The sequence below is a fragment of the Rahnella sp. JUb53 genome (assembly GCF_004346065.1).
Lineage (GTDB): Bacteria > Pseudomonadota > Gammaproteobacteria > Enterobacterales > Enterobacteriaceae > Rahnella > Rahnella variigena.
In genome coordinates, this window is sequence record NZ_SLYT01000010.1 from 87,515 (window position 1) to 111,687 (window position 24,173).

The following is a 24,173-nucleotide window of genomic DNA, read 5'->3' on the forward strand; positions in this document are numbered from 1 at the left end:
TCAATCGGTGCCCTGCCCATGCGCAATCTGAAAAGTCTCGACCTCAACCTGCTAAAGACTTTCGATGCATTGCTCGACGAACGCAACGTGACCCGCGCCGCAGAGCGTCTTTCCCTGACTCAACCCGCCGTGAGCAGCATGCTGACGCGCCTGCGGGAAAGTTTTGACGACCCGTTATTTGTGCGGGCGCGCTACGGCATCGTACCGACCGAACGCGCGCTGGCGCTGGCTAAACCGGTGAAACGGGTGATGGCGGAAATCGAGGCGCTGTTGCAACCGGAAGTCTTTGTGCCCGCTGACTGCGAGATGACGTTTACCCTCGCCGCCACCGATTACGCGCTAAGCGTGATTATCGTGCCGTTCTTTTCCCTGCTACAGAAGCTGGCGCCCGGCATTCATCTGTCAGTCCAGCGGGTTGAGGATTCGACCATCCAGGGGCGGCTGGAGCGCGGTGAAATCGACCTCGCGCTGCTGACGCCGGAGACAACCCCGCCTGATCTGCATATCCGCCATTTATACGATGAGCGCTATGTTTGTACGCTGCGCAAAGGCCATCCGGCGCTGGAACAAGGGACGATTTCGCTCGAGACTTTTTGTCAGTACGATCATGCGCTGGTGTCGCTCAGCGGAGAGAATTTTACCGGCGTGACGGATACCGCGCTTCAGGCGCTGGGTAAAAAGCGCAATGTGGTGCTGTCGGTAAACAGTTTTCTGGTGCTGCCGCCGGTCTTACAGACCACAGATTTGATCGCCGTGGTACCGGAACGGCTGGTGCGCGACGTCACAGGGCTGGAAGTCATGCCGCCACCGCTGGACATTCCCGGCTTTACTAAAGTCGCCGCGTGGCACGAACGCTCGCATCTTTCTGCGGCGCATCAGTGGCTTAGACAACAACTGGCGCAGGTCTGTAGCGGACACTAATATCTGCTTTCTAAAACATCGATAAAATCTTCCAAAAAGGGTCAGCACCATGGAAAAACTGCCTGCCATTACCATCACTTATTGTTCCCAATGCAACTGGATGCTTCGCGCCGCATGGATGGCGCAGGAACTGCTGAATTCGTTCAGTACCGATCTGGCTTCCGTGACGCTGGTTCCCGGCACCGGTGGCATTTACGAAATCAAAGTCGATGATGAAATTATCTGGGAACGCAAACGCGACGGCGGTTTTCCGGATGCCGCGCCGCTCAAACAGCGCGTGCGCGATATCTGTTTCCCGGACAGATCGCTGGGGCATGTGGATAAGAAGAAGACTGGCGAAGAGTAAGTCGTTGCATTGACGCTGCGGCTTTCGCCGCAGCCCATTCACGTGTTAACCGGCTTTCAGCATATCTAAAATGACTCTTGCATAGCCTTTAGCGATGGCGGGACTGGAGAGATATTGCAGCATGATTTCCTGCTGGGCGGCGTTACAGTCCATGATGGCTTCATCAACCGCTTTTGGAAAGTCTCCCAGCATCACCTGCTCAGACGTATTATTGGCAAGTTGTGTCATAACCGTCTGGTTCTCCGAAATCTTGCCGCAAACAGTGTGCAAGCCGCTGATCAAATCTTTATCCGTCAGATTATCGGTAATAAACAGTTCGTTTAAACGCTCCAGCACATGCGACAGAAAATCCTCTTTCTTGTCTTTGGGTTTCGCCGAGCCGACGTCATTACCGGGTTGCAACCGGTCGTCACGACTGCTGTCGGTAAGCCGCAGACTTTGCTCGCGTATTTTCGATAAACGGTAATGGCTCATCACCACGTTATGCAAATCCACGTCGTCTTCCTGCACGTTTTGCTCACGCAGTAAGGGCCGCAGATGCCTTGCGAACAGGCTCAGTTTCTCCAGATCTTTATTATCGTAATCGACGATCTGCGAAATGAACTCGTAGAAACGGACAAAGCTGCCGAGGTCTTTTTTGAAGATTTCCAGCCGGTCTTTTTCCTTTTTGCAGTCTTTAAAGGTGTTCTCTGCATTGGCGATAATCACCGGCTCCTGCGTTTTTTTGGTGCGTTCAAACATATCTTTCGCCTGCTTATAGGCTTCAATCGCCGAGGCATAGCGTTTCTCCCAGCGCACCACGGCCGGTCTGCTGATATTGCTGAGCGCGGCGCTGGACTTGTTCTTGCTGAAAAAAGCAGTGCAAAACTGTTCGACTTCATTCCACTGAAAAATCCCGCTGGTACGCAGCTTTTCAAACAGCTCGAAAACGAGCGCCGGATCGGATACGTCCATCAGTTCAGCGGTCTGATAATACGGCTGAAAGGCAGCGAGGATTTCGTCAGGCTGGTTATAGAAATCGAGAATAAAGGTGCCGGATTCGGCTTTGAGGGGATAAATGCGGTTCAGGCGTGAAAGGGTCTGCACGCATTCGACGCCGCCGAGCGGTTTATCGACATACATGGCGCACAGTTTCGGCTGGTCAAATCCCGTCTGGAATTTGTTTGCTACCAGCATCACCTGATAATCGTCGCTGTCGAAAGCCTTGCGCATATCACGTCCTTTCAGGCCGGGATTCATGCTGGATTCCGTGAATTTCTGTCCCAGTTGCCCGTCACTGCTCGGGTCGTTTTCGGTGAATTCCACCTCACCGGAAAACGCCACCATGGCGCTGATTTTCTGGTAATTATTTTCAATAATGTATTTGTCGAATGCCAGTTTGTAGCGCACCGCTTCCTTACGCGAGCTGGTGACGACCATGGCTTTCGCCTGCCCGCCGAGTAAGTTCATGACGTGATTTTTGTAATGTTCGACAATCACTTTCACTTTCTGCGAGATATTGTGATCATGCAGCCGCACCCACTGACTCAGCCGCCTGCCGGCCTTTTTGCTATCGACTTCTTTATCTGCATCTTGCTGTTTCTGCGCCAGTTTATAAGCCACATGATAGGTGACGTAATTTTTCAGCACGTCGAGAATAAAGCCCTCTTCGATGGCCTGCCGCATGGAATAAACATGAAACGCCTGTGGCCGGTTGGTTTTAGACGCCGGTTCGTTCGGGTTGGGAAGACGGCCAAACAGTTCCAGCGTTTTGGCTTTCGGCGTAGCGGTAAAAGCGTAATAGTTGAGATTATTGCTGCCACGCCGGGCAGCCATCGTGGCGTCCATGATGTCTTCGGAAGACAGCTCAACGTCGTCGCCGGTATTTTCCAGCATCAGCACTTCTTTCAGCTGACGCGCCGTTGAACCGCTTTGTGAAGAATGCGCCTCGTCGGCAATGATCGCGTACTGGCGCTGTTTCAGGCTCACGCTGTTTTCAATCGCTTTCAGCACAAACGGGAACGTCTGGATGGTGACGATAATAATCGGCTGCGAGTTTTCCAGCGCGGCGGCGAGCTTCTCGGCTTTTGAGCCATCGCCGGTCTTGTTATTGATGCGCCCGACCACACCGTCGGCATGTTCAAACTGATAGATAGTGTCCTGAAGCTGATCGTCCAGCACCGTGCGATCAGTGACCACAATCACCGAATGAAACTGCTTTTGTCCGCCGGCGTTATACAGCGTCGAAAGCTGATGCGCTGTCCAGGCAATCGAATTAGATTTGCCGGAACCCGCGCTGTGCTGGATCAGGTATTTATGTCCGCAGCCCTCTTCCGTTGCGGCACGCACCAGTTTATTCACCACATCCCACTGATGATATCGCGGAAATATCAGCGCTTCTTTTTTGTATTTCAGTCCCTGCCAGTCTTCTTTCTCATCGATTTGCAAATGCACGTAACTGCCTAAAATGGTCAGCAGGTTATCGGGCAGCAACACTTCATTCCACAGATAATCCGTCGCGTAACGGGTCTGGTCGGCGGGCGTCGGATTGCCCTTTCCGCCTTCCGGCGTGCCTTTGTTGAACGGCAGAAAAAAGGTCTGATCGCCCGCCAGCCGGGTGTTCATGAATACGTCGTACTGGCTGACGGCGAAATGCACCAGCGCCCCGCGCTTGAATGTCAGCAACGGCTCCGGCTTTTTGGTCGCCGGATCTTTCGGCGGGCGGGTGTCTTTGTACTGAGCGATGGCGCTTTGCACCGTCTGCTTAAACTCGGATTTCAGCTCCAGGGTGGCGACCGGCAGACCATTGACGAACAACACCAGATCGATACGCCATCTTTTAGCTTTCACCCCGCTTTCCGCAAAATGCTCGGGGCTGGCATACGGGCTGTACACCAGTTCCGGCACCACGCGGCAGATATTTTGCCGGTAACGCGTCAGCGTATCGGGATTCAGGTCGTGCTCGGGTTTGAACTGGCACAAGGTAAAACTGGCATTGCGGATCTTCAGGTCGTGGCGCAATACGCCGAGGGTGCCGTAAGTACGCGAAAGTTTGTCCGTGGCGTTAGTGTCGGCTTTGCTTAACTGCGCTACCAGCGCATCGAGGAAATGACGTTCGGTATCCTGCGGATACACCCGCGCCAGCTTCTCCCACTCTTTCGGCTGCGTGGTGTGCACAAAGGTCAGAACGTCCTGCAGATACAGCGCCCGCTCGCGATCGTAGCCGTCCGGTTTACCGGTGATCCAGCCGTTAGCGCACAGCTGCGCGATTATCTCATCCTGAAAAATCCGTTCTTTGGTCGGATCCGACATCATGCCATCACCTCGTCGGATTCGGTTTGTGTGACAGGAACCTGCCAGTCACGCACGTCTATTTTGCCGGTGACAGCGGCGGAAATCAGGGCGGTACGGCGTTCTTTGAGGAGTTCTATTTGTAGCAGTTGGAGTTCGATCAGGGTATCGATTTTTAATGTTATTTTATCGAGATAAAGAGCAATAATTTCTGATGTTTTATAAGAACAAATGGGTACTGATAATAGACCAATAAAATCCCAACTTGCGCGAGGCATTTTTGATCCATATGTTGAGGAGTTAACTTGCTCAATGAAATCATTCGTCAGCAGGTAATAATTCAAAAAATATGGACTAACTTTGAGTGCCCGTAAAACTAAAAACTCTGATGAGCAAACACCTGAAAAATCTGCTACCCATGATTTTGCGAGGTACGGCCTAAGCTTTCCAAACAAAACATCCCCCTGATTAAAGGATACTGAAATCCCATCGGAGACCACTTCTTCTTTGAATATATACTTCCCATTTCCGGAAGAAATATTTTCCATACCAACATATCTGTCATTAATATTTTTTATTTTTTCCGATGACATTGAGGTTATATACTTTAGTTGGATTACATCCCAATGCTCCGGCACTTCCCCCAACCACTCAACTCCCGAATCTTTCATCGGCACATCAGGGTCCAGCCCTTTGGTCACCGCATGGCTGATCACCGCCTGACGTTTTTCTTTTAGCAGTTCAATCAGTTGTTGCTGCTTGTCGATCAGGGTATCGATTTTGGCGGTTTCGTGATCGAGGAAGGCGGCAATAGCTTCTTGCTCTCGCATCGGAACTTCAGGTATTAGAATATTTTTCATTTCTGAAGAGTTGGTGCTCCATAAATCAGCAACAATCCCCTTTCCATACCGATAAAACTCCTCTTGGAATGAATAACTTCGAAGTAAGTGATGGGCGAAGTACGGATAAATCCTCGTTGGTACCATAACAATACTAATTAGTGAAACAGAACCAACAAGAGAAGATACTCCTGAGGAACCTTTTCGATCTGAACGACTGTTAATTACAAAATCATTTTTTAAAACTAATTTTCTATTATTGCCAGCTTCAGTTTTTGCTGCATTTTCAAGTTGCGGGACAATGCCTTTCATTGTGACAGATAGAGGTGAATAATCCTTATCACTTACTTTCTCTCTGCGTTCTTCAAAAAAAGCAGCTAACCGCTTTGCTTTCCAACTCTTAGGTATTTCCCCCAGCCACTCAACCCCGGAATCCTTATATTCCCCATACGCCTTATACCGCCCGCTCATGAATGCACCTCCTGCAACAGCGCCATGATTTCGGCACTGATGGCATCGAGGTCGGCGTCGATCTCTTTCAGGTCGCGTGGCGGCTGATAGACATAGAAGTGGCGGTTGAACGGGATCTCGTAACCGACGACGCCGATCTCGTTGTCCTTCGTATCGCGTTTGTCGGCGTTGATCCAGGCGTCACTGACGTGCGGTTTTACCTCACGGTCGAAATAGCTTTCGATAAGCTGGCTGGTAGCAACGGAGGGATCGAGCGGGACGTTTTCGTTATCGCGTAAATCACCGTCAGGTTCGAACTCGACCACGTTGCCTTTGTAGCGGAACGCGCCATACAACGGCTGTTCACTCTCTTTCAGGACTTTCTTCACCACCGGTTCGGCTGCCGGATTTTTGGTGGTGATTGCGTCGATAAACTGCTTTCTCTCTCTGGTATCGAGCTTCACGCAAGCAACACTGAGCGCGGTTTTCAGTGAGTGATCAAACTGATTGAAATCGTTGCTGACGCTGTGTTTACCGCCGTCAGTGGTGCCGAAGGCCATCTGGATCTGACGGGCTTTCTCCATCAGCGTGCGTTGCGCCAGCCACAGTCTGGGGTCGAGCAGGTCTTTAATCTGCTTCTCTTTTAGCTCGGGGAAATCGGCTTTAATGATGGCGCGGGCTTCGGTTTCTACCTGCGAAAAATCGCCATAAATCTGCGCATTCCACGGCGCGGCGAAATCCTGATACAACCGCTCCATCGGCGCGTTAAACGGCTTCGGCGCGAAACGTAAAGTGGCAATGGCCTGATCGGTGATTTGTGCACAAAGGCGCAGCGGACGTTCAATGGTCAGGCGACGGTAGCCGAAATCGGTGCTGTTAAAGATTTTGCTGGCGAAGGTTTTCGGCGCGTCTTTTTTACTGCTGGCGGACTGACGGCCACGGCTGGATTTTTGTTCCGGCGCTTTCTCTAATCCCAGCTCATACAGCGGGGTCGGATTGATCACCGCAAAATCACCAAAGGTGCGGGTGATGAGTCTGATGTCATCTTCGCCCATCAGATTACGCTTCGACCCTAACGATTTGCGCATTTTACCGCACAGGTTTGAGCCGTCGATCAGCTGAACCTTGCCCTTACGTGCGCTGTCTTTGTTATTCGACAGGATCCACACATAGGTCGAAATGCCGGTGTTGTAGAACATGTCGGTCGGCAGCGCGACGATGCCTTCGAGCAGGTCGGCTTCCAGAATATAACGGCGGATTTCGCTTTCACCGCTGCCCGCCCCGCCGGTAAACAATGGCGAACCGTTAAGAATAATGCCGATGCGGCCGCCGCCCTCTTTGCCGCCGTCGCGCATTTTGCTGATCAGATGCAGCAGAAACAGCAGCGAACCGTCGGAAACACGTGGTAACCCGGCACCAAAACGGCCATCAAAACCTTTCAGGGTATGTTCGTCGCTGATCTCGGTTTCGATTTTCTTCCAGTCCACACCGAACGGCGGATTGGAGAGCATGTAGTCAAATTTATCGGCGGGAAGCTGATCGTTGGAAAGTGTGTTGCCGAGTTTAATCAGGCTGACGTCCTGCCCTTTGATCAGCATGTCGCCTTTGCAAATGGCGTAGGATTCCGGGTTCAGTTCCTGTCCGAATGCCCGCATCACGGCGTTCGGATTCAGCTCGTGCAGGTATTCCATCCCCGCCGATAAAAAGCCGCCCGTACCCGCCGTCGGATCGTAAATGGTGCGGATGATCCCGTCGCGGGTCAGCGCCTCATCGTCTTTCATAAACACCAGCGCGGTGGTCAGACGCACAATGTCGCGCGGCGTAAAGTGCTCACCCGCCGTTTCATTGGATCCTTCGGCAAAGCGGCGGATCAGTTCTTCAAACACCAGCCCCATATCGTGGTTGGATACCGCCGCCGGGCTGAGATCGGTCGCTGCGACTTTTTGCACCACTTTATACAGCAAATTGGCTTCGTCGAGCTGACTGATAAATTCGCTGAATTTGAAGTGTTCAAAAATCTCGCGGGCATCGGTGGAGAAGCTCTGAATGTAGTTCTCCAGATTATCCCGGGTGTCTTTTTGTCCAAGCTTGCTGAGGTTCATCGGCGAGGTGTTGAAAAACGCCAGTCCGCCGGTGGCGCGCAAAATCAGCTTTTCCTGCGCTTCTTCCGGCAACGCCATGGCGTGCACTTTTTGCGCCTGTATCACGACCGCGTCTTTGCTGTTTTCCAGCACGCATTCCAGACGGCGCAGCAAGGCAAAGGGAAGAATGATGCGTCCGTACTGCGACTGTTTGAAATCACCACGTAGTAAATCAGCCACTGACCAGATAAAGGCAGCGGTTTGGGAAAAGTCCATTTTGGTCATAGTTCATCCATGGTGGGCAGGTTGATGAGAGATAAGCGCATTGTTCAACTTATTAAACTCAATAAACCTTATAAATACCATGGATATTTAACTTTTATTCTTATACAACAACACCTTACGAGCACCACTTAAACAAACAGGTATTTAACGCTAAGAACTTTTTTGTGATCGACTTCAAGTTTTTCCCTTTCCTGCCGATACCAAAAACTTAAGATTCCTTCCAGGGAAACGCTCATGCTAAAGACTATCCGTTCGCGCATTATCACCGCCTGTATCGCCATCGTAGCGTGCTCGCTGGTTATCAATACGTTCCTCAGTTACACCGTTGCTAACAAATACAACCGTCAGGCGACTGACAGTACGCTGAACGCGCTGACCTCCAGCCACACGCAAGGGATCAGCGACTGGGTGAGTTCTAAAACACGGATGATCGATTCACTGCAACAGGTTGCGCTGTCGGAAGATCCGATCCCGGTTCTCAAACAGATCGCCAGCGCAGGTGGGTTTACTAACGTCTACGTCGGATACGCGAATAAAACCGCGAAGTTCTCCGATCCGACCGGTGTGCCCGCAGATTACGATCCGACCGGTCGCCCGTGGTATACGCAGGCAGCCGACGCCGGACATCCGGTTGCCACGCCACCGTATATTGATGCCGGAACCGGTAAGTTGGTGGTGACTTTCGCCGTGCCTGTCATGGAATCTGGCACGCTGAAAGCAATTGTGGCGGGCGATGTGTCGATGGACAGCGTGGTGAATAACGTTAATACCGTTCATCCGACGCCGGGCAGTTTCGGCATGCTGGTGGATAAATCCGGCGTCATCATTGCACATCCTGACGCCAGTCTGGCGCTGAAACCCTTTACTGCACTGGCGCAAGGCGTGGATTTACCGGCGCTGTTAGCGGTGAATTCACCGCAGGATATTGAACTCAATGGTGTGGTGAAACGCGTGCGCGCCATGCCGGTGGCAGGCACGGAATGGTATACGCTGGTGGCGCAGGATCAGAAAGAGTCCACGGCGGGTATGCGATCCCTGCTGACGTCTTCGGTGATTACGCTGATGGTGATTGTGTTGCTCTCCGCTGCGGTGATCGGGCTGATTATCAGCAAATCCTTCCGCCGCCTTTCTGTGGTGCGGGATACACTCAACGCCATAAGTTCCGGCGAAGATGACCTCACGCAACGTCTGCCAACGGACGGCCACGACGAGGTGACGCAAATCGCGCAGGCGTTCAACACCTTTGTCGATAAACTCAGCAAGGTAATGTCGGAGATCCGCACCACCAGCGAATCGGTCAAAATTGCCGCCGATGAAATTGCCGCAGGGAATAACGATTTGTCCGGGCGTACCGAATCCGCGGCGGCCAGCCTGCAACAAACAGCGGCGTCGCTGGAGCAAATCACTGCCACGGTTTCTCAGTCGGCGAGTTCCGCTAAACAGGCGTCCGGCACGGCGCGATCGGCCTCTGAAGCCGCCACACGCGGTGACGAAGTGGTGACCAGAGTCATCACGACAATGGAAAGCATTGAAACGGCGTCGTCGAAAATCGGCGATATTACCGGCGTTATTGACGGCATCGCTTTCCAGACCAATATTCTGGCGCTGAATGCCGCGGTAGAAGCCGCACGCGCAGGGGAACAAGGCCGTGGTTTTGCGGTGGTCGCCAGCGAGGTGCGCAGTCTGGCACAGCGCAGCGCACAGGCGGCGAAGGAGATCAAAGTGCTGATCGAATCTACCGTCAGCAGCGTGGCATCGGGTTCAGCGCAGGTCCGGCTGGCCAGCGACAGCATGAGTGAGATCGTCAGTAATGTGGCGAATGTCAGCAGCGCGATGCTGGAAATCACTCACGCGTCTGAGGAACAGATGCAGAGCATTCACGAAATTAACCGCGCCATCACCCAGCTCGACGGCATGGTGCAGCAGAACGCGGCGATGGTTCAGCAATCCACCGGCGCCGCGTCGGCGTTGCAGGAACAGGCAACCGGACTGGCGATCGCCGTGGGGCATTTCCGGGTGTAATCAACGCTAATCAGGACGGGTCAATATCATGAAAAAGGCCGGACATCTGTAAAATGTCCGGCCTTTTTGTATGCGCGGCGCGGGCGTTATGCTTTCAGTTCACGCTCAACCAACGTCGTCAGCACGCCGATACCCAGCGGAATAATATCGTCATTAAAGTCATAACGCGGGCTGTGCAAAGACGCTGACGGCGTAGCGCCATCGGCACCTAACCAGAAGTACGCGCCCGGACAGGCTTCGAGTAAATAGGCAAAGTCTTCGGCGGCCATCGACGGCGCATTGTTGAAATGCACTTTCTGAATGCCCGGCGTGTTCTCTGCCGCGACACGCACAATATCCGCCTGCGCCGCATGATTTTGCGTCACCGGATAGCCATATTCCCAGCGCACTTCCCCTTTCACACCAAACGGCTGCGGCACCGCTTTGACGTATTCCTCAATCAGCTGCCAGCAGGTTTCACGGGTTTTACTGCTCAGGCAACGCAGTGTTCCCGACATTTGCAGCGTTTCCGGGATCACGTTGATGGCTTCACCGGCCTGAAGCTGGGTCAGGCTGATCACCGTTTGTTCCAGCGGCGACAGACGGCGTGAAATCAGACTTTGCAGAGATAAAATCAGTTGCGCGCCAGCCACCACCGGATCGGCACCAAGTTCAGGCATCGCCGCGTGGCAGCCCTTTCCGGTGAGGGTGATATAGAAATTGTCCTGCGACGCCATCATCGGCCCCTGACTGACTGCCACTTCGCCGACCGGCAAGCCCGGCCAGTTATGCAGCGCGTAAACCGCCTGCATCGGGAAGCGTTCAAACAGCCCTTCTTTCACCATCATTTCACCGCCACCGAAATTCTCTTCTGCTGGCTGGAAGATGAAATGCACCGTGCCGCGAAAATGGCGGTTCTCACTAAGATGTTTTGCCAGCCCCAGCAAAATCGACGTATGCCCGTCGTGACCGCAGGCGTGCATCAGCCCCGGGTTTTGCGACTGGTGAGCGAAATCATTCAGTTCATGAATAGGTAACGCATCGATATCTGCGCGCAAGCCAATGGACGGCCCTTCGCCGTTTCGCAACGTGGCGATAACGCCGGTTTCCGCAATCCCCGTGTGAACTTCAAGACCAAATGACAGCAACAGCTCACTGATTATTTTTGCGGTGCCATGTTCATTCAGCCCCAGTTCCGGGCGCATATGGAAGTCCCTGCGCCAGTGTTTTGCCTGCTCAATAATGTGTTGGGAAATGACCGCCATAAACCCTCTGTGCTGTTCTGAATCCAAAGCGATGAGTTGCTCTCACCGGCACGCTAATGGGTTCAAAGTATCACATCCCGTCGTGAACAGATAAACGTGAAATCGGGTTGTTTGCCTGTGCCTGGCTCGTTGATTATTATCCGTGATCCCTGCGGTACAGTTCCCATTCATCGATACCCCGGCCATCTGCAAATACGCAGTCGGCACGGACACCGTGCGGCGTTTGCACACTCACCGATCTGCCGCCTTTCTCATGACAATAGACTGCCGCCGGATTCGCCATCCCGGTCTGATGCCTTTCCGGTTTAGGGTGCTCACTGACACAACCCGCCAGTGCTGAAACCATGATGATAAAAAAGAGTTTTTTCATAACGAGCCTTCATAAAAAGAATAAGCGACGGAGGATTCTATTCCCCGCCGCTTCCGGTTATCTACTCCCGTATTCTTAAAAGGCGTGCTGTTTTGGCTTCGTTTATCAGGCGTTCAGCTTTCAGGACAATGTCGTTTTCGCCACGGTTCGCAAACACGAAGGAGGCGGCAACCGCCGCCTCTGCCAGAAGAAGCTGAGTGGCGGGTGATAGCGGAAATGGTCTGAATCAGAAGAAATGAACCCATAAGCTTGATATTGGCATGGCAAGGATCAGCGCTGGCAGCATATTGGCGACCGGGAAGATTTTGATGCCGCAAATACGGAAACCGGTGGCGAACATTAATACACCGCCGACGGCGGAGAAGTCCGCCTGCATTTCCGGCGTGGTCAGCGGCAGAATAAATACTGCGCCGTACGCCAGCAGCAACTGGATGATGAGCTGCGGCACCGCGACCACCGCCACGGCGAAACCGAGTGTGGTGGCAAAAATAGCGGCGGTGAACAAATCGAGGAACGATTTGGCGATTAGCACGCTGGTATCACCGGTCATGCCCTCATGCATGGAACCGAAAATCCCGGTACCGCTGGCGCAAAACAGCACGATAATCGCCACGTAGCTTTGCAGAAACTGTTCCTGAGACGCCTGATCACCGGGATCGGATTTCACAAAAACCTCCACCAGACTGCGTGCTTTACTGCCCAGCTTGCCGATGCCCTTCTCCAGATAACAGAGTTCGCCCAGCAGCGCACCGAGGATAACTGACAGCACCATCACCGGCATGTGGCTGACTTTAACTACCAGCACGACGCCCATACACATCGAGGCCGCACCGAAAATCAGCGGCATCGACGTCCGCAGACGTTCCGGCAGCCGGTGACTGAGTAACGCGCCGACAATCCCGCCAAGCAATACGGCGGAACCGTTGATATAAGGTCCGATAATCATGAGTTATTACTCCTGGTCATTAACTTCATAGTTCCGCCGCTGCCTTCTTATTTTTTAGTAAAGCCTGGAATAAAGCGGTTCACATCCACGTCGAGGAACTCGCTGCGCTGGAAATTCGCTTTCAGGTTGTAAGGTACTGTGCAGTCGAAAATGGTTTTGCAGGCAATACCGTGGTCGCGTATCGACGGGCTGAAGGCCGGATCGGAAGACGGATCAAGCGGATGGCAGCGCACGCCGGGAATAAAGACCGTGCTGACATCGCCCTGATAACGGGTGGTCATCGCCCAGATCACGTCGTTGAGATCGAAAATATCAACGTCTTCATCCACCAGCATCACATGTTTCAGCTCAGAGAAAGCAGCAAACGCCAGCAGTGCGGCCTGACGCTGACGACCTTCATCCGCCGCAAAGCGTTTTTTCACCTGCAACACCGCGAGGTATTTACCGGTACCCGGTGACGGGCAGTGAACGTTCTGCACAAAGCCCGGCAGCGCACGTTCCACCATTTGCAAAATGCTGGCTTCGGTCGGGATACCGGCCATATTGGTGTGTTCATCGCTCGGGCCGATACAGGTTTGCAGGATCGGATGGCGGCGGTGGGTAATGGCTTTCACTTTAATCACCGGCACTTCGGCCTGTGCTGCACCGGTGTAACCCGGAAATTCAGGCATCGCTTTACCGGTATTGGTGTTCTGATCTTCGCGAACACGGTAGTTCGGCACCAGTTCACCTTCGATAACTACTTCGGCGTTGGCAATACCGCGCGCATTGACGGTCAGGGCATCCACCAGTTCGACGGCCTGATTACGCAGGCTGCCCGCGATAGACAGTTCGTCAAAGCCCAGCGGTGTGGTTGGCGGCTCAAAGCACGCACCGATTTCAATCGCCGGATCAACGCCGATGCTGATGGTGATGGGCAGCGCTTTGCCTGCGGCTTCGGCTTTCTGACGGAACACATCCAGATGGCGGCCAGGCACAAAATACATGGAGATTTCATCTTTGCTCTGCACGCACAGACGGTGAATGGTGACGTCATGCTCGCCGGTTTCAGGGTCGGCGGCGTAGCACATGCCGAGGGTGAAATACGGGCCCGCATCTTCCGGCGTATTGGTCGGAGCTGGCAGAATTTTCAGAATGTCGAAATCCGGATCGGTCGCCAGATGCACCACTTCCTGACAGACCGCTTTTTCACGCGGAATAACAATCGGCGGGATGGGATTCGATACGGAATCTTTCAGCATAAACGCCAGATTTTCCGGCGTGGTGCCAAACAGACGCGCCACACGTTTACGGGAAGACAGCAGGCCAATCAGCACCCGCATGTCGTTATACCCTTTGACCTTATTAAAGATCATCGCCGGCCCCACCTGAGTCGGACGTTTGACGGTGCCGTGTGCGCCAACGTAGCGGTATACACCGGATAACTCCGCAATCGGGTCTACAGGTTCATCGGTGTAGATCAGTTCGTCGTCGTACTGGCTCAACACCTCCAGCGCGGAACGAAGATCAGTCACTTTTGTTTTTTCTTCAGACATCTCATGCCCCTTTAATTCATGTCATTGAGGATACAGCGGCCTGCTGTTCATCGCCGCTACCCCGCCAGTTTGCAAAGAATGGGTGATAAGAGTCCAATAACAATACGCGGCTTTTTAATAAGGGATTATTATGAGGAAATGCACCGGAGGACATATGGATTACCGACAATTACACTCGTTTGTGGTGCTGGCGGAAGTGCTGCATTTTGGTAAAGCTGCACTGCAACTGAACATCGCCCAGCCCGCATTAAGCCAGCAAATAAAGGCACTGGAACAGTCTCTGGGGATCCCCCTTTTCACCCGTGATAAGCGCCATGTGGCGCTGACCTTCGAGGGGCAGCAACTGGTAGAAGAAGCGCGCATCGCCATCACCCACTACGAGAAATTCCTTGAGAACGCCCGCAGTTTGCGGCTTGGACATAAAGGACAACTCAAACTGGGTTATGTCGGATCGTCGATTCTGGATCCGGCCCTCGCGCTGTTAATTAATGGTTACCGCAAACATAAACCCGATATTGATATCGTCATTGAAGAACATAACGTTCACGAGCAGCTAACACTTTTGCTCAATTATCAGCTGGATATCGCGCTGGTGCGTGCACCGGTGCCGCAGTTTCCTGAGCTGGAATATCTCGACGTTGCTACCCGTCCGCTGATCGCCGTACTGCCCCGCGACCATCCGGCCTGTTCAGGACAAAAAATCGACCTATCCTCGTTGTCGGACTCTCCGTTTCTTATCCAGAAAGATCCGCCGGGTGTCGGCCTCGGCTGGTCAGCACTTAACGCCTGCCAGCAGGCCGGATTTGTGCCGCAGAAAATTCAGTTCACACGCGATGTGTCGGTAGCGATCGGGCTGGTATCGATGGGCATGGGCGTGACGTTAGTCCCGGAAACCCAGCGTTCGGTGATGATCCCCGATGTGAATTACTGCTTCCTGACCGATCCCGGTGCGACCACCACGCTGACGCTCAGCTGGCAGCGGCATCTGAAAAACAAAGCTCTGGCGGATTTCATCCGTTATGCGCGGGAACTGACGAAGCCAGTTAAGGGAAAAAAGCAGGACTAAAAGAGGAACAAACTGAAGAAGCCGGACTTCAGGATTAATCCCAACGCCATCGCCGACTATGCTTAAGGCTTCGTGATAAAAAAATGCCGCAAAGGCACCCGCGAAGTCACCCCCTTTTTGGATTCAAATTTTGTAATACCGGAGGTCTGGCATGAGCAACCATGACAATGAAACACATCAGTCCCACCTTAAAATGAAAGTGAACGGCCAGATCCGCCAGCTGGTCGTGGATACACGCACCACCCTGCTGGACGCCTTGCGCGAAAACCTGCAACTGACCGGCACTAAAAAAGGGTGCGATCACGGTCAGTGCGGTGCCTGTACCGTTATCGTCGATGGCCGCCGTATCAACTCCTGCCTGACATTGGCGGTGATGCAACAGGACGCCGACGTCACCACTATTGAAGGTCTTGGCACGCCTGACAACCTGCATCCGATGCAGGCCGCATTTATCAGACACGACGGCTACCAGTGCGGTTACTGTACGCCGGGGCAGATCTGCTCCTCAGTCGCCGTGTTGCAGGAAATCGAAAGTGGTATTCCCAGCCACGTCACGCTGGATCTGGTTTCCCCTCCTGCGCGTACCGCAGAAGAAATCCGCGAACGTATGAGCGGCAATATCTGCCGCTGCGGCGCGTATTCCAACATTCTTGCCGCGATTGAAGACGTCGCCGGAGGGCAAAAACCATGAAGGCTTTTACCTATGAACGGGTGAAGACACCCGCCGACGCCGCCAGCAGTGCCTTACAGCATCCCGGTGCAAAATTTATTGCGGGCGGCACCAACCTGCTGGATCTGATGAAACTTGAGATCGAGCAACCTTCCCATCTGATCGACGTCAACGGTCTGGCACTGGATACCATTGAACCCGATGGCAACGGCGGCTTGCGCATTGGCGCGCTGGTACGTAATACCGATCTGGCCGCTGATTTACGCATCCGCCGCGACTATGCCGTGCTGTCGCGGGCACTGCTGGCGGGAGCCTCCGGCCAGTTACGCAATCAGGCGACTACCGCCGGTAACCTGCTCCAGCGTACCCGCTGCCCGTATTTTTACGATACCAACCAGCCGTGCAATAAACGCCAGCCAGGCAGTGGTTGTGCGGCCATCAGGGGCTTCAGCCGCCAGCATGCCGTCGTCGGCGCAAGCGCAGCCTGCATCGCCACACACCCGAGCGACATGGCCGTCGCGATGCAATTGCTCGACGCCGTAGTGGAAACCATCAACCCTGACGGCGCGGTGCGCCTCATTCCGCTGGCCGACTTCTACCTTGCACCGGGCGATACGCCACATCTGGAAACCGTGCTGGCCACAGGTGAACTGATCACCGCCGTTATCCTGCCGCCCCCTGCGGGAGGCACGCATGTTTACCGCAAAGTCCGTGACCGCGCCTCTTACGCTTTTGCGCTGGTGTCCGTTGCTGCCATCGTACAGCCCGACGGCACTGGTCGTGTCGCACTCGGCGGCGTGGCGCATAAACCCTGGAGGCTGGCAGAAGCCGATGCACAGGTGGCGAACGGTGCGGGAGAGGTTTACGCGCGGTTGTTCGCCGCTGCGCAACCGACACCTGAGAATGCGTTCAAGCTGATACTGGCGAAGCGAACGCTCGCCTCCGTGCTGACTGAAGCGAGGGCATAACAAATGAAATTCGACACGCCTGCAACTGACAATCCGATCGACCAGATGAAAGTGGTCGGTCGTGCGCATGACCGCATCGACGGTCCGCTAAAAACCACCGGCACCGCGCCCTACGCCTATGAATGGCAGGATGAAGTACCGGGCGCAGCCTATGGCTATGTCCTTGGTGCCGCCATTGCCAAAGGCCGTATCATCGCGATGGATCTGCATGACGCCGAAACCGCACCCGGCGTGCTGGCGATCGTCACGGCGGCCAACGCCGGTAAGCTGGGCAAAGGCGACATGAACGCCGCCACACTGCTCGGCGGCCCGCAGATTGAACACTATCATCAGGCGATTGCTGTGGTGGTCGCGGAGACCTTCGAACAGGCACGCGCCGCCGCGTCACTGATCCACGTTGATTACCAGCGTGAACAAGGTGCGTACAGCCTGGCAGAGCAAAAGCCTGCCGTCACCACGCCGCCGGAAGATACGCCAGACAAAACCGCAGGTGATTTCGCCAGCGCCTTCGCTGCCTCACCGGTGCAACATGACGCCATTTATACGACGCCGGATCAGAGCCATATGGCGATGGAACCGCACGCCTCGCTGGCCGTCTGGGAAGGCGACAAGCTGGTCCTGCGCACCTCGAACCAGATGATCGCCTGGTGTCGCAGTGAACTTGCCAAAACGCTGAATATTCCCGAAGAGAAGGTGCGGGTGATTTCGCCATACATCGGCGGCGGTTTCGGCGGCAAACTGTTTCTGCGCAGCGATGCCGTGCTGGCGGCACTGGCGGCGCGTGCCGCGAACAGACCGGTGAAAGTGATGTTGCCGCGACCGCTGATCCCTAATAACACCACGCACCGTCCGGCCACTATTCAGCACATCCGCATCGGCACTGATGAAAAAGGCCGCATCACTGCCATCGCGCATGAAAGCTGGTCGGGCAACCTGCCCGGCGGTACACCGGAGACAGCTGTGCAGCAGAGTGAACTGCTTTATGCGGGCAAAAACCGGCTGACCGGGTTACGGCTGGCACAGCTGGATCTGCCCGAAGGCAACGCCATGCGCGCTCCCGGCGAAGCGCCTGGTCTGATGGCGCTGGAAATCGCTATCGACGAAGTGGCGGAGAAAGCCGGCGTTGATCCGGTGGAGTTTCGTATTCTGAACGACACGCAGGTCGATCCGCTCAATACCGAGCGTTTCTTTTCACGTCGTCAGTTGATCGAATGCCTGCGCACCGGCTCAGATAAATTCGGCTGGCACCGGCGTAACGCCACACCGGCACAGGTTCGTGACGGACGCTGGCTGATCGGTATGGGTGTCGCGGCGGGTTTTCGTAACAATCTGCTGGATAAATCCGGTGCGCGGGTGCATCTCGACGCGCAGGGCATCGTGACGGTGGAGACCGATATGACTGATATCGGCACCGGCAGTTACACCATCATCGCCCAGACCGCCGCCGAGATGATGGGCGTTCCGCTGGAAAAAGTGGTCGTGCGTTTGGGCGATTCCGACTTCCCGGTGTCTGCCGGGTCCGGCGGCCAGTGGGGTGCGAATACGTCTACCGCCGGGGTGTACGCCGCCTGCGTGAAACTGCGCGAAGCTGTCGCTGAAAAGCTCGGGTTTAATGCGGATGACGCCGTGTTTACCGATGAACTGATTTGTCAGGGCGAGCGCACCGCCCCGCTCGCCAAAGCCGCAGCCAGCGGAACCCTCACCGTGGAAGACACCATCGAGTTCGGCGGGCTGGACAAGACGTTTCAGCAATCGACCTTCGCTGCGCATTTCGTGGAAGTCGGCGTAGATATCGCGACCGGCGAAACCCGTGTCCGCCGCATGCTGGCGGTCTGCGCTGCGGGCCGGATACTTAACCCGAAAACGGCACGCAGCCAGGTGATCGGCGCGATGACCATGGGCGTCGGCGCGGCGCTGACCGAAGAGCTGAATATCGATAAAGAGTTGGGATATTTTGTGAATCACGATCTGGCAGCCTATGAAGTGCCGGTTCACGCCGACATCCCTGATCAGGAAGTGATTTTCCTCGACGACACCGACCCGGTTTCTTCCCCCATGAAAGCCAAAGGCGTCGGCGAACTGGGCCTGTGTGGCGTCAGCGCCGCCATCGCCAATGCCATTTACAACGCCACAGGCATCAGGGTGCGGGATTATCCGGTGACGCTGGATAAACTGATTGAGGGACTGCCGGAACTGGGTTGAATGGGGAAGTGAGAAAGTTCCCTGCCCGCAGAGAGGTGCTGCGGGCAGGGGGAATTTTGGGGGGTTACTAAAGGCAACAGCATTCACCACTTATTGACTATCTGTTCTTTTGAAAACCAGCTGATAATCATTTACCTTGGTCAAAAGTCTCTTTAGCTTCATTCAAACCCATTTTGTTCGCTCCACCACGCCTGTCAGGATTTTTAAACTGAAAAGAGTCATCCTCCCTATTACAGTTGGGACAGATATCATGCTCACCTAAAGCTTCGAATACTTTTTTCACCACAACATGGACAAGGATAATCATCTGTCATTGTCTTCACCTGCAGACATCTGAATAATGTAATTATCAGTATCAAATATTGTTTCAAATAGTATACCGAGGGATGTAGCTTGCACCTTGTTCACGTTAAACACCGCAACGCCATTAATGAAATCCATTTTATCCTCTTCATCCCAACCCATTATTTTTGAAATAGGGTCCAGATTTTCTTTGGGAATATTTACCTCTAAAATCAAGTCTTCCGTTTGCTTATCAAACAAATCTATCGTGTAAATAATCATTATTTTTCTACCTTTCTTGATGGATCTGCAGGTTTGGTTTGTTTGCCGGTTACGGGATCAAATTCACCTAAATGATTACGCCCGCTTTTATCATAAACTTCGACAGTTCCATGTTGAGAATCCCATTCGTAGATCGTCTTTTTTGAGTCTTTCCAACGATACCGGAACTTTCCTCCGCCCTTGATTAGGGTCTTACTTACTGCTTTCTTAGCATCAGGAAATGCTGGCAAGGGAGGATTTCCTCTTGGTGCCACATGGTATTTGTGGTCATTACTCAGATAAATATAAATCGGCGGCATACCATGCGGCAGATTGACCAGGATGTAATCATCAAATGAGGATTCATCCGGGATCGGCAGCGAGGTTGAGGTATTGCCCATTTCTTCCGCGCCGGGTAACGGTAATACGGTGATGGTCGAAGGTAAATACGGCTCGTCACGATTACCGGTATTAGTGGGCGCTTTAAACTCCAGCTCGTCGGGTGTCCAGATGATGGTGGGCTTTTCCGCGCCATCCGCCCAGAACTCATAATTACCCGTGAACGTGTTCCTCCGCATAGCGCGCACACGAACCTGATCCTGTCCGCTGTCAGCGCCGGTGTGATAAGCCACCGGTGTTAACCGGCCATATTTATCCTTCACCCACTGAAAGCGGATCCGCGTCGGGGCAGATTTTCCGGCCAGCGCCGCAAGCTGGCTGTCGCTTAAAATATCTTTCTCACCAGCGTTCAGCTTGTTCGAGTAAAAGGTTCCGATGACACCCACAGCTACAGGATTCACGAACAGGCTGCCGGAGCGGATCGATGTCACCCCGCGCAAGGCATTCATGCCCGATGCGATAAGCTCAGTCCCTCCGCCCGTTGCCACAGGGATTGCCAGCGGCATGCCAGACTGTGCGGGCGTATCAGCCTTCCCGCCAAACATCTTTTTGTACCACGGCGTTTTATCACCGGCTGACTTCTTACGCTTCGCTGCCTGCGCGTGCTGCTCAATTTCGGGCTTTATGCCTGCGACCGGCGTCGGTACGCCGTAAGACATCCGCCCGAAGTTATGATGCTGCTCCTCACAGGTTTGTGCTTCGGTATTTCCTGCGCCACATTCCGCGGATTTCGCAAACACCGGCATCGAACGTCTGGCCTGTTCTGCCGCTTCTTTCTCAGTCTGAACCCGTAATATCGCGGCACGCTCTGCTTCCCACTTTTCACGCGCCAGTTCGGAAGGTGATTTACCTCTCCCCATCCATTGTCCGGCTGGCGCGATAACCCGGTTTGTTCCCGGCGGGCACCCGCATAAAACCTGCGAACCATCCACGGCAGAAGCAAGCCCGTCATAGATGCAATGCGGCTCTCCGCTGGTGATTTTTCCGCGACGACCACATTTCGGGCAGTCAGTTGTGACATCCCCGATGCGGATCACGCCAAGCCCGTGCTCTGTGGCATTCGGCAGTGAGGTGATGCACACCGCGCCCGTGGTGGTTTTATCACCGTGCAGCGCCTGCCCGCGACCATAACAATTTGAGCGATACCCCATCCGTTATGCTCCGCTGCCCGAAACCGCCAGCCGGTAAATCGCAATCACAGGTTGCTGGCGGGCAAACGCGGCCTGTTCCTCCACCACAGCCCTCACGCTTTCATCCATTTCAGCCAGCTCTTCAGCGGTGAAAGGTGAGGCATTAATGACATCCAGTAATTCCTGATTCAGTTCATTAGTGAATTGCATTTCCATATTTATTTTTCGTCCGCTGAGGTGAATTCAGTCGGTATAATAAGCAGCTTAAATAAACACTCACAGCGAACAATAAATATAAACCCATAAACATTGAGCTAAATCAAAATATATAACTCCATTAAGTTATTCTGCTTATTTATACAAACAGATAAAACAAATATTCATATTCATCACTATTAACTCATCATTGGGTGAAATCTATATTGAATATTTATGGCACAAATAGCCTTATAAATTATTTCAAGCGAGATAAATTTGATATTAAAACGCATCTATCGCAGAAAATAACACATGATAATGAATGGATATAGAATGAAAGTTGTCCTAATTGTTCTGTCACTAGCTCTCATTTCTGGCACTACTCATGCAAAGCGTTGTACTGTACTTTATGCTGAAGCTGCTGATTTAGCTGTCGATAATCTGGATTCATGGGAAGCAATACAAAAGAATTACGTCGCTTACGCGCAATGTGACGATGGCAGTATTGCTGAAGAAAATTCAGAAGCAATCGCGAGAATGCTTATCGATAAATGGCAGGATATCGCAAAACTACAATCTGCGATTAATTACAATTCAGGATTTGAAAACTATGTTGTGAGGCATATTGATGCGACGCTGGATGCGGATGACGCAGATACCAGTCAGCTTCTAAACAACGTTTTCCCGACAGAAGCCCGCCACTGTTTAATTTCGGTAACTACACTCTCTGGCGTGACTGGGTTATCACCTTCAGGATAAAAAATTAAATCAGTCCCTGAAGGATGCCCGGTAACCCGACTGAATTTTTCCAGTAAACTGTCCTGATATGACTCGCTGCCATGCACGTCGAAAATATCTTTCACCAGCGCAACAAATTCGGCTTCCGAGTACTCTTCAAACTTATCTTTGAGCTGCATGTTTTTCCTTTATCTGTATTCAGGTGGAACCTGAGAGTCATTCGTTATCCAAGACAGCCCTAACCCGCGCTTTAAGTTCATCAGCATCAAACTCATCCTTGCCACGATCATCATCAGAATTGAATTGATCTGCGAGACAGAAAATGGTCGAGCATTTTTCACTGTCCTGATAGTTATCTTTCAGCGAATCGCCATTTTCACCCTCAGCTTTCCATAACATCTGATAAGGGTCAGCAAAATCTTAGGCTGAGATTTCGCCATTAATAAATGATCTGGCGAAGGTTAAAAGTTTCTGGCTCATTTTTGTTTCCATAGTAAAAAAATCACATGTTAAAATAATTTAATTTTGACTCAATAAAATAAAAAGTAGATCAATATAACATTTACACTATTTATAATTTGACTCAAGGAAAAACGAAGAACAACATCGAAAAGGAATTTAAATTCCTTGATATAGTTTCAATATGAAAATATATACTTTCAGTCTCACCCCCTAGGTATCGTTACAGTAATAACCCTTCCAAAAATGGTTATCTAGCTAATAATATTATATTCATAAAGGATTCACATGGTAAATACTCATGATTTAATCGCACAAGCAATTCGAGAAAAAAAACAGATTACTGCATATTACCAAGACTATTTTAGAGAGATGTGCCCTCATGCATTAGGAACAAAGAAAGGTAAACCCCAAGCTCTTTTCTATCAATTTGGTGGCGAAAGCAGCAAAGGACAGGTTTTTCCTGGTTCAGATACCAATTGGAGATGCATCCCGATTGAAGGCCTTGTAGGCGTGACTATTCGCGAAGGTGAATGGTACACGGCAAATAATCATAGCAGGGCACAAACGTGCATTGATTATATTGAGGTTGAAGTTTCAATATAACTTGATGGCGGGGTAAATTCCCCGCCATCAATTTCAAGTTCTTACCCTTTATCCTGCACACGAACCGAGCGTTCAATCAGATTTCCCTGCCGGTCATAATAACGGCTCGGCCAGACGGTTTGTGGTGGCACACCGATTACCTTAGAGATAAGGATCTCTCCTTTCGGCCAGGGTCTGGAAAGTGCATTGGAAAGCGTAGAAGAACTCAGCCCCGCAGCGCGTGATACCGCTGCCAGCGTGGTGCCTTTCTTGTGTAGTGCCGCAATGATATCGGCGGGATGCCAGTCGTTGAGAGTATTCATGGATTGCTCCTTCAGATAGTTAATCACTACCACGGGAGCTGCGAAACCCTTTGGTGGTAGCCCAGACGAGGTTCGCAGTACCGGTTCTGAAGGCTACCGGCCAGCCCGAAGGCTGCCCCGCCTGAGCCACCATTGAGATACTGCTTGTGGATTACAGCCACATTTTCAATAGTTGCGTCAAAGCGACGGCACTCTCAACGTGAGGTGCCGCCTTCAGATTACACGAGCTGCGAAACTCGGCTGCGGATTGTGCCGCAGCGGTGTAGATTATATCGTAAATCTGAAGGACTGACCAAGTAAGTCGTTGAAGTTGCGAGGTGGATTCCAGGAAGTTTTTATGGAGGAAAAGATGGCTACTTATAAAGAAATAATTGCGGATGTGAAGTCCAGAACGGGTAAAACTATTCACACTCCTTGCTGGATTGCGCATGTCAAAGCAATGCATGGCTTGACCACACGACAAGCTCATAATCGACAAGATCCTGAAAAACGTGTGAAACCCTGCCCTGAGGAATGGATAAGCGAAATAGAAAAATCTTTGCTGAAATTGGGAATGATCGATTCCCTATAATATTAAGGAGAA

At 52.5% G+C, this 24,173-nt stretch carries 22 protein-coding genes and 3 pseudogenes; 10 read left to right on the forward strand and 15 right to left on the reverse strand.

Going from position 1 to position 24,173, the window contains the following annotated elements:
• Positions 1–18: 18 nt before the first annotated feature.
• Positions 19–921: a LysR family transcriptional regulator gene (locus tag EC840_RS20430; RefSeq protein WP_207914779.1), complete on the forward strand. Its 903-nt coding sequence runs from the start codon at positions 19–21 to the stop codon at positions 919–921.
• Between the two features lie 49 nt (positions 922–970).
• Positions 971–1,267 (forward strand): SelT/SelW/SelH family protein, encoded by a 297-nt coding sequence (locus tag EC840_RS20435; RefSeq protein WP_129639156.1) that lies wholly within the window; start codon positions 971–973, stop codon positions 1,265–1,267.
• A 45-nt stretch (positions 1,268–1,312) separates the two neighbouring features.
• Here the strand turns inward: EC840_RS20435 and EC840_RS20440 are convergent, their stop codons facing one another.
• Genes EC840_RS20440 through EC840_RS20450 form a run of 3 tightly spaced genes read right to left on the reverse strand, consistent with a single transcriptional unit; the run spans position 1,313 to position 8,192 of the window.
• Positions 1,313–4,561 (reverse strand): DEAD/DEAH box helicase family protein, encoded by a 3,249-nt coding sequence (locus EC840_RS20440; protein ID WP_132966810.1) that lies wholly within the window; start codon positions 4,559–4,561, stop codon positions 1,313–1,315.
• Positions 4,558–5,847 carry a restriction endonuclease subunit S gene (locus tag EC840_RS20445; RefSeq protein WP_132966812.1) on the reverse strand — a complete coding sequence of 430 codons (1,290 nt, stop codon included), beginning with the start codon at positions 5,845–5,847 and terminating at the stop codon, positions 4,558–4,560. Before EC840_RS20445 ends, EC840_RS20440 begins: the two co-directional genes overlap by 4 nt.
• A complete protein-coding gene (locus EC840_RS20450; RefSeq protein ID WP_132966814.1) occupies positions 5,844–8,192 on the reverse strand; it encodes a class I SAM-dependent DNA methyltransferase in 2,349 nt (782 codons plus the stop codon). The genes EC840_RS20445 and EC840_RS20450 overlap by 4 nt, the downstream gene beginning before the upstream one ends.
• Positions 8,193–8,426: 234 nt before the next feature.
• Here EC840_RS20450 and EC840_RS20455 point away from each other — a divergent pair, with 234 nt between their 5' ends.
• A complete protein-coding gene (locus EC840_RS20455; protein ID WP_132966816.1) occupies positions 8,427–10,214 on the forward strand; it encodes a methyl-accepting chemotaxis protein in 1,788 nt (595 codons plus the stop codon).
• 86 nt (positions 10,215–10,300) lie between these two features.
• Here EC840_RS20455 and EC840_RS20460 read toward each other — a convergent pair whose 3' ends face one another.
• From EC840_RS20460 to EC840_RS20475, 4 genes are all read right to left on the reverse strand, one after another.
• Positions 10,301–11,458 (reverse strand): M20 aminoacylase family protein, encoded by a 1,158-nt coding sequence (locus EC840_RS20460; RefSeq protein WP_112290894.1) that lies wholly within the window; start codon positions 11,456–11,458, stop codon positions 10,301–10,303.
• Positions 11,459–11,594: 136 nt separating this feature from the next.
• Positions 11,595–11,828, reverse strand: a complete 234-nt coding sequence (locus EC840_RS20465; protein WP_113877985.1) for a DUF333 domain-containing protein — start codon at positions 11,826–11,828, stop codon at positions 11,595–11,597.
• Between the two features lie 226 nt (positions 11,829–12,054).
• Positions 12,055–12,774, reverse strand: coding sequence for a DUF554 domain-containing protein (locus tag EC840_RS20470; protein WP_113877984.1), 720 nt, complete (start codon positions 12,772–12,774; stop codon positions 12,055–12,057).
• A gap of 47 nt (positions 12,775–12,821) precedes the next feature.
• Positions 12,822–14,309, reverse strand: coding sequence for a UbiD family decarboxylase (locus tag EC840_RS20475; protein ID WP_132966818.1), 1,488 nt, complete (start codon positions 14,307–14,309; stop codon positions 12,822–12,824).
• 154 nt (positions 14,310–14,463) lie between these two features.
• On the opposite strand from EC840_RS20475, the gene EC840_RS20480 reads away from it, so the two are divergent.
• From EC840_RS20480 to paoC, 4 genes are all read left to right on the forward strand, one after another.
• A complete protein-coding gene (locus EC840_RS20480) occupies positions 14,464–15,375 on the forward strand; it encodes a LysR substrate-binding domain-containing protein (protein ID WP_132966820.1) in 912 nt (303 codons plus the stop codon).
• Positions 15,376–15,526: 151 nt separating this feature from the next.
• Complete coding sequence (gene paoA, locus EC840_RS20485) at positions 15,527–16,066, forward strand: aldehyde dehydrogenase iron-sulfur subunit PaoA (protein ID WP_132966822.1); 540 nt, start codon at positions 15,527–15,529, stop codon at positions 16,064–16,066.
• The gene (locus EC840_RS20490) at positions 16,063–17,013 is read left to right on the forward strand and encodes a xanthine dehydrogenase family protein subunit M (RefSeq protein ID WP_132966824.1); all 951 of its coding nucleotides are present in this window, start codon (positions 16,063–16,065) and stop codon (positions 17,011–17,013) included. Before paoA ends, EC840_RS20490 begins: the two co-directional genes overlap by 4 nt.
• A gap of 3 nt (positions 17,014–17,016) precedes the next feature.
• On the forward strand, positions 17,017–19,215 hold the full coding sequence (gene paoC, locus EC840_RS20495; RefSeq protein WP_132966826.1) for an aldehyde oxidoreductase molybdenum-binding subunit PaoC: 2,199 nt from the start codon (positions 17,017–17,019) through the stop codon (positions 19,213–19,215).
• A 127-nt stretch (positions 19,216–19,342) separates the two neighbouring features.
• On the opposite strand, the pseudogene EC840_RS20500 reads toward paoC, so the two are convergent.
• The 4 genes and pseudogenes from EC840_RS20500 to EC840_RS20515 form a co-directional block, all read right to left on the reverse strand.
• A pseudogene (locus tag EC840_RS20500) lies at positions 19,343–19,529 on the reverse strand (CPCC family cysteine-rich protein).
• Entirely contained in the window at positions 19,519–19,779 is a 261-nt protein-coding gene (locus EC840_RS20505; RefSeq protein WP_112290906.1) for a hypothetical protein, read from the reverse strand. The pseudogene EC840_RS20500 and the gene EC840_RS20505 overlap by 11 nt, the downstream one beginning before the upstream one ends.
• On the reverse strand, positions 19,779–21,308 hold the full coding sequence (locus EC840_RS20510; RefSeq protein WP_132966828.1) for an S-type pyocin domain-containing protein: 1,530 nt from the start codon (positions 21,306–21,308) through the stop codon (positions 19,779–19,781). Before EC840_RS20510 ends, EC840_RS20505 begins: the two co-directional genes overlap by 1 nt.
• A gap of 3 nt (positions 21,309–21,311) precedes the next feature.
• Positions 21,312–21,503, reverse strand: coding sequence for a hypothetical protein (locus EC840_RS20515; protein ID WP_243701105.1), 192 nt, complete (start codon positions 21,501–21,503; stop codon positions 21,312–21,314).
• A gap of 315 nt (positions 21,504–21,818) precedes the next feature.
• Between EC840_RS20515 and EC840_RS25395 the strand changes: the two genes are divergently transcribed.
• Positions 21,819–22,244: a hypothetical protein gene (locus EC840_RS25395; protein WP_207914780.1), complete on the forward strand. Its 426-nt coding sequence runs from the start codon at positions 21,819–21,821 to the stop codon at positions 22,242–22,244.
• Here EC840_RS25395 and EC840_RS20525 read toward each other — a convergent pair.
• A complete protein-coding gene (locus tag EC840_RS20525; protein ID WP_113877975.1) occupies positions 22,148–22,402 on the reverse strand; it encodes a bacteriocin immunity protein in 255 nt (84 codons plus the stop codon). The genes EC840_RS25395 and EC840_RS20525 overlap by 97 nt on opposite strands.
• 37 nt (positions 22,403–22,439) lie before the next feature.
• Positions 22,440–22,628 (reverse strand): annotated as a pseudogene (locus EC840_RS20530) (colicin immunity domain-containing protein); the annotation flags it as partial.
• 342 nt (positions 22,629–22,970) lie between these two features.
• Between EC840_RS20530 and EC840_RS20535 the strand changes: the two are divergent.
• The gene (locus EC840_RS20535) at positions 22,971–23,288 is read left to right on the forward strand and encodes a hypothetical protein (RefSeq protein ID WP_047607407.1); all 318 of its coding nucleotides are present in this window, start codon (positions 22,971–22,973) and stop codon (positions 23,286–23,288) included.
• A gap of 41 nt (positions 23,289–23,329) precedes the next feature.
• On the opposite strand, the gene EC840_RS20540 is transcribed toward EC840_RS20535, so the two are convergent.
• Positions 23,330–23,590 carry a helix-turn-helix transcriptional regulator gene (locus EC840_RS20540; RefSeq protein WP_132966830.1) on the reverse strand — a complete coding sequence of 87 codons (261 nt, stop codon included), beginning with the start codon at positions 23,588–23,590 and terminating at the stop codon, positions 23,330–23,332.
• A gap of 46 nt (positions 23,591–23,636) precedes the next feature.
• Positions 23,637–23,723, reverse strand: a pseudogene (locus tag EC840_RS20545) (ash family protein); the annotation flags it as partial.
• Positions 23,724–23,939: 216 nt separating this feature from the next.
• Between EC840_RS20545 and EC840_RS20550 the strand changes: the two are divergent.
• Positions 23,940–24,161 (forward strand): hypothetical protein, encoded by a 222-nt coding sequence (locus tag EC840_RS20550; protein WP_120163233.1) that lies wholly within the window; start codon positions 23,940–23,942, stop codon positions 24,159–24,161.
• Positions 24,162–24,173: the final 12 nt, after the last annotated feature.